Source organism: Streptomyces sp. UNOB3_S3 (assembly GCF_020740895.1).
GTDB lineage: Bacteria > Actinomycetota > Actinomycetes > Streptomycetales > Streptomycetaceae > Streptomyces.
Window position 1 is genome coordinate 1 of record NZ_JAILXP010000497.1, and the last position, 4,239, is coordinate 4,239.

The 4,239-nt window shown below is 75.7% G+C and carries 4 protein-coding genes; 2 read left to right on the plus strand and 2 right to left on the minus strand.

Annotated elements, in window-relative coordinates:
• Window positions 1-637: 637 nt before the first annotated feature.
• Both K6I33_RS32465 and K6I33_RS32470 read right to left on the minus strand, forming a co-directional pair.
• Complete coding sequence (locus K6I33_RS32465; protein ID WP_229358180.1) at window positions 638-1,756, minus strand: glycosyltransferase; 1,119 nt, start codon at window positions 1,754-1,756, stop codon at window positions 638-640.
• Entirely contained in the window at window positions 1,753-2,508 is a 756-nt protein-coding gene (locus K6I33_RS32470) for a DUF2334 domain-containing protein (RefSeq protein WP_229358181.1), read from the minus strand. Before K6I33_RS32470 ends, K6I33_RS32465 begins: the two co-directional genes overlap by 4 nt.
• Before the next feature lie 118 nt (window positions 2,509-2,626).
• Here K6I33_RS32470 and K6I33_RS32475 point away from each other — a divergent pair, with 118 nt between their 5' ends.
• Both K6I33_RS32475 and K6I33_RS32480 read left to right on the plus strand, forming a co-directional pair.
• Window positions 2,627-3,184 carry an SRPBCC family protein gene (locus K6I33_RS32475; protein ID WP_229358183.1) on the plus strand — a complete coding sequence of 186 codons (558 nt, stop codon included), beginning with the start codon at window positions 2,627-2,629 and terminating at the stop codon, window positions 3,182-3,184.
• Window positions 3,185-3,272: 88 nt separating this feature from the next.
• A complete protein-coding gene (locus K6I33_RS32480) occupies window positions 3,273-4,205 on the plus strand; it encodes an NADP-dependent oxidoreductase (RefSeq protein ID WP_229358185.1) in 933 nt (310 codons plus the stop codon).
• Window positions 4,206-4,239 lie beyond the last annotated feature (34 nt).

The window sequence follows — 4,239 nt, forward strand, 5'->3', positions numbered from 1 at the left end:
GGTGCCGGGTGGCCCGGGGCACGTCGTCGGCGGCCGCGCGGGCCTGTGCGACGCCGCGCTCGTCGAGCGGCGAGTCGTCGTCGAACCGGGCCGCGCGGAGGGCGGGTCCGGTGGCGGGGGAGAGCAGGAGGACGCGCAGGGTCATGGGGCGGATTGTGCCCGAGACCGGGTGGGGCGACAGGCGGCGCGATGCCGTTGCACCCCCGTCATGCGGTGTGGCATGGTGAAACCCTCAGCGACGGCGGCTACCGTCGCCGAGGGTTTCGAGGAGCTAACGGTCATCTGCCCCATGTTGCTCGTGGGACAGCGGGCCGTCCTTATGGTCAAGGGTCTGGTTCAACCCTTCACGGACGGCGTAGCTGACCAGGGCGGTGAAAACCGCCCCGGCAGCTCGCTTCGCCACGCGCCGGGCCCGAGTCCCGGAAAACCACGTCGGTCGCTCCTTGCGGTGACGCCCCATAGGCGCCCCCTCTCTCGCAGTGCGCCATAGCCAGTGGCGCTCCGGAGGGCGTCCGCATTGCCGGGCGCCCAGGGAGAGCGTCCGGAAGCAGCGGTCCTCGGAGAGGGGGCGCACGAAGTGCGCCGCCGGGGCGAGCATATCCCTTCCCGGCATCAAGTCCGTCCATATCGGCGGAGATTACGGGTGACTGAATCTCCGTTCACCGGAACGTGTGTGCACCGCCAGCATCCCCCGTACCGTGCGTCCCCAAGGGAATTCCTCCGCGCGCTTCCGTGCCGCCGTGCGGCGCCGCGATTCGGGGACGGCCAGCAGGCGGGTCACCGCGTCCGCCGTCGCCTCCGGCGAGGCGGCCGCCGTCAAGCCCGCCTCCGGCGCGAGGAGTTCGGGCGCGGCGCCGGTGTCCGCCGTGACGACCGGGGTGCCGCAGGCCAGGGCCTCCAGGACCGAGAGGCCGAAGGACTCCACCGGGCAGGGGGCCAGCGCCACGTCCGCCCGTGCGAGCGCGCGGGCCACCGCGCGGCGGTCGGTCATGTGGCCGTGGAAGCGCACCGGCAACCCGGCCTCGTACGCCCGTCGTTCGAGGCGGCCGCGCTCCGGGCCGTCGCCCAGGACGTCCAGGCGGGCCGGGACGCCGCGCCGCAGCAGGACGCGCAGTGTTTCCAGGGGATGTCGGGGGTATTTCTCGGCCGACAGCCGGCCCGCGTACACCAGGCGCACCACCGGCTCCGGGGCCGTGCCCGCCGGCGCGAAGACGTCCAGGTCGACGCCGAGCGGCACCCGGTACAGCGCCGGGGCCGCCACCCGCGCGAACTCCGCGCAGGAGAAGGCGGACGCCGCCACCACGGCGTCGAACGCCCCCGTCAGGCGGCGGTTCCAGGCGTCGGCCGGAAGCCCCAGGGGCAGCCGGGCCGGCAGCCGGGGCGCCAGGATGGCGTCGAGCCGCTCGTGCGAGAGCAGCACCGCCCGAACGTCCCGTGCCCGCGCCCAGCGTGCGGCGTGGACGAGGGTGAGCTTGTCGGACACCTCGACGGAGTCCGGCGCCAGCCGCCCCAGCAGCGTCCGCAGCGCGCGCAGCGCGAGGGGCGAGCAGATCAGCCGGTAGCCGCCGCCCACCCGGATCCCGGGCAGGGTGACCCGGAGCCCGGCCTCGTCGTGCCACTCCCCGTACCGGGGGCCCGGGGTGACCAGGACCCGTTCGTGGCCCGCCGCCGCGTAGCCCCGGCCGAGCGCGTCCAGCGCGGTCCGCAGGCCGCCGGAGGCCGGGCCGTGGAAGTTGGCGAGCTGGACGATCCTCACGCGCCGTCGTCCCCCGGGCGTCGCCGGGCGTGCACCAGGCCGGCGTACGTCCAGGGGCGGGCCCCCGCCGCGAGGGCGAGGTCGACGGCCTCCAGGGCGTGTTCGCGCAGGCCCGGCCGGTCCAGGTCGGCCGGGTGGAGGGCGATGCGGAAGGGCCTGCCGCGCCCGGACCAGCGGCCGGCCGCCGTGCGCATCAGCCGGGCCCCGGCCCGTTCCCCGAGCCCGCCCGGCCGGTGGGACAGCGCGGGCATCCGGTGCCGGGTGCCGGTGCGCAGGTCGTGCACCGCCAGGTGGCTGGTGGTGTACTCAAGGCCCACCGCGCGCAGGGCCGCGAGCGAGCCCGGCGAGGCGAGCCAGCCCGGCGGGGTGAAGCCCTCCGGGGCGATCCCCACGGAGGCGAGCGCGGCCAGTCCCGCCGTGAGCCGGCGGTGGGCCTCCGCCTCGTCCAGCGCGCAGAACTCCGCGCAGCCGCGCGCCAGCACGGAGTTCAGCCATCGCCGCGCGGGCGGGCCGCCGGGCACGGCCCGGTGGGTGCAGCCGTGGAGGGAGAGCTCGTGCCCGCGCCGGGCCGCCTCGTGGAGCCAGCGCACCAGGCCCGGGTCGTCCGGCAGCCGGGGCCCGCGCCAGGCGCCCGGTACGAGCAGCAGCGTCGCGGGCACCCCCCGGGCGTCCAGCTCGGCCAGCCACCGGCGGCTGCGCGAGAAGCTCCAGGGGGCGACGTCGTGCACCGAGACCACGAAGACCGCTGTCACCCTCCCAGGATCCTCCGGCCGGTGTGACGTGCGCCGTACGTCCGGGTGAACACCCTCTTCCGGGTGCAGACTGTTGTTCGACAACGTGTCATGCAACCGGCAGCCTTCAGGAGATCGCATGCGCTACACGGACGGGCCCGGCGTCCACGACGAGGTCCACATCGGCGCGGCCCCGGCCGAGGTCTGGAGACTGGTGGCCGACATCGGCCTGCCCGCCCGGATCAGCACGGAACTCCAGCGCGTGGAGTGGCTGGACGGGGCCACCGGGCCGGAGCTCGGCGCGGCCTTCGAGGGCCACAACCGCCACCCCATGGCCGGCGAGTGGCGGACCGTCTCGTACATCGTCGCCATGGAGCCCGAGCGGCTGTTCGGCTGGGCGGTCACGGACCCGGACAACCGGTTCGGGGGCGGGCCCGCCGACCCCTCCTACCCGCTGGCCACCTGGAAGTTCGAGCTCAAGCCCGAGGGTGACGGGACGCTGCTGCGGCAGTCGGTGCGGGTCGGGCCGGCGCCCTCCGGGCTCAGCACCGCGATCGCCCGCATGCCGGACCGCGAGGAGCAGATCCTCGCCATGCGCCTGGGCGAGCTGCGGGAGGGCATACGGGCCACCCTGGAGGGCGTCAAGCGGCTCGCCGAGGAGCCGGCCCGGGACGCGGGGGCCGGCACGGGGGCGTAGGGCGAACGCGCCGGAGGCGTAGGGCGAAATCGGGGGCGGGACGGCCAGCCTGGTACGGAAAATCCTGATTTTCGATGATGGTGATTCCATGACCAAGACCAAGGCCATCTCCTTCAGCGCCTTCGGCCCCGCCGAAGTGCTCCGGCTCGGCGCCGCCGATCTGCCCGCCCCCGGGCCCGGGCAGGTCCGGATCGCCGTCCGCTGCGCGGGCGTCAACCCGCTCGACCACAAGATCCGCAGCGGCGCCATGGAAGCGGTCTTCCCCACCGAACTGCCGCACGTCCCCGGCGTGGAGGCGTCCGGGGTCGTGGAGGCCGTCGGCGAGGGGGTCACGGAGGTACGGGCGGGGGACGCGGTCCTGGGCCGCACGCTCACCGGCGCCTACGCCGAACAGGCGCTGGCCCGCGCGGACCAGCTGGTCGTCAAGCCCCTCTCGCTGCCCTGGGAGGAGGCCGCGGCCCTGCCGGTGGCGGCCGAGACGGCGCTGCGGGGCCTCGCCGAGCTGGGTGTGGGCGAGGGGGAGACGCTGCTGGTCCACGGCGCGGCCGGCGGGGTCGGCACGATGGCCGTGCAGTTCGCCCGCGCGCGGGACGTCCGGGTGATCGGCACGGCGAGCGAGTTCAACCACGAGTACCTGCGGGGCCTCGGCGCCTTCCCCGTCACCTACGGGGAGGGCCTCGCCGGCCGGGTGCGGGAGATCGCCCCGGACGGGGTGGACGCGGCGCTGGACGCGGTCGGCAAGGGCGACGCGGTCGGGGTGTCGGTGGAGCTGACCGGCGACCCCGGCCGGGTGCTGTCCATCGCCGACGCGGAGGGCGCCCGGCGCCACGGCGCGCGCTTCAGCTCGGGCGGCACGGGAGCGGGTACGGTGCCCGCGATCGAGGCCGCCCTCGCCCTCCACGAGGCGGGGATCCTCCAGTTGCCGATCCACCGGGTCTATCCGCTGGGGGAGGCCGCCGAGGCGCACCGCGCCAGCGAGCACGGGCACCTCACCGGGAAGATCGTCATCGCGGTGGCCTGAGCCGTCGGGGCCGGGTGCCCCCCCCCCCGAAGCC

What these genes read in the sequence shown, in the direction of transcription:
- K6I33_RS32480 (WP_229358185.1), top strand. Translation starts at nt 3,273, where the DNA reads ATGACCAAGACCAAGGCCATCTCCTTCAGCGCCTTCGGCCCCGCCGAA.
- K6I33_RS32475 (WP_229358183.1), top strand. Translation starts at nt 2,627, where the DNA reads ATGCGCTACACGGACGGGCCCGGCGTCCACGACGAGGTCCACATCGGC.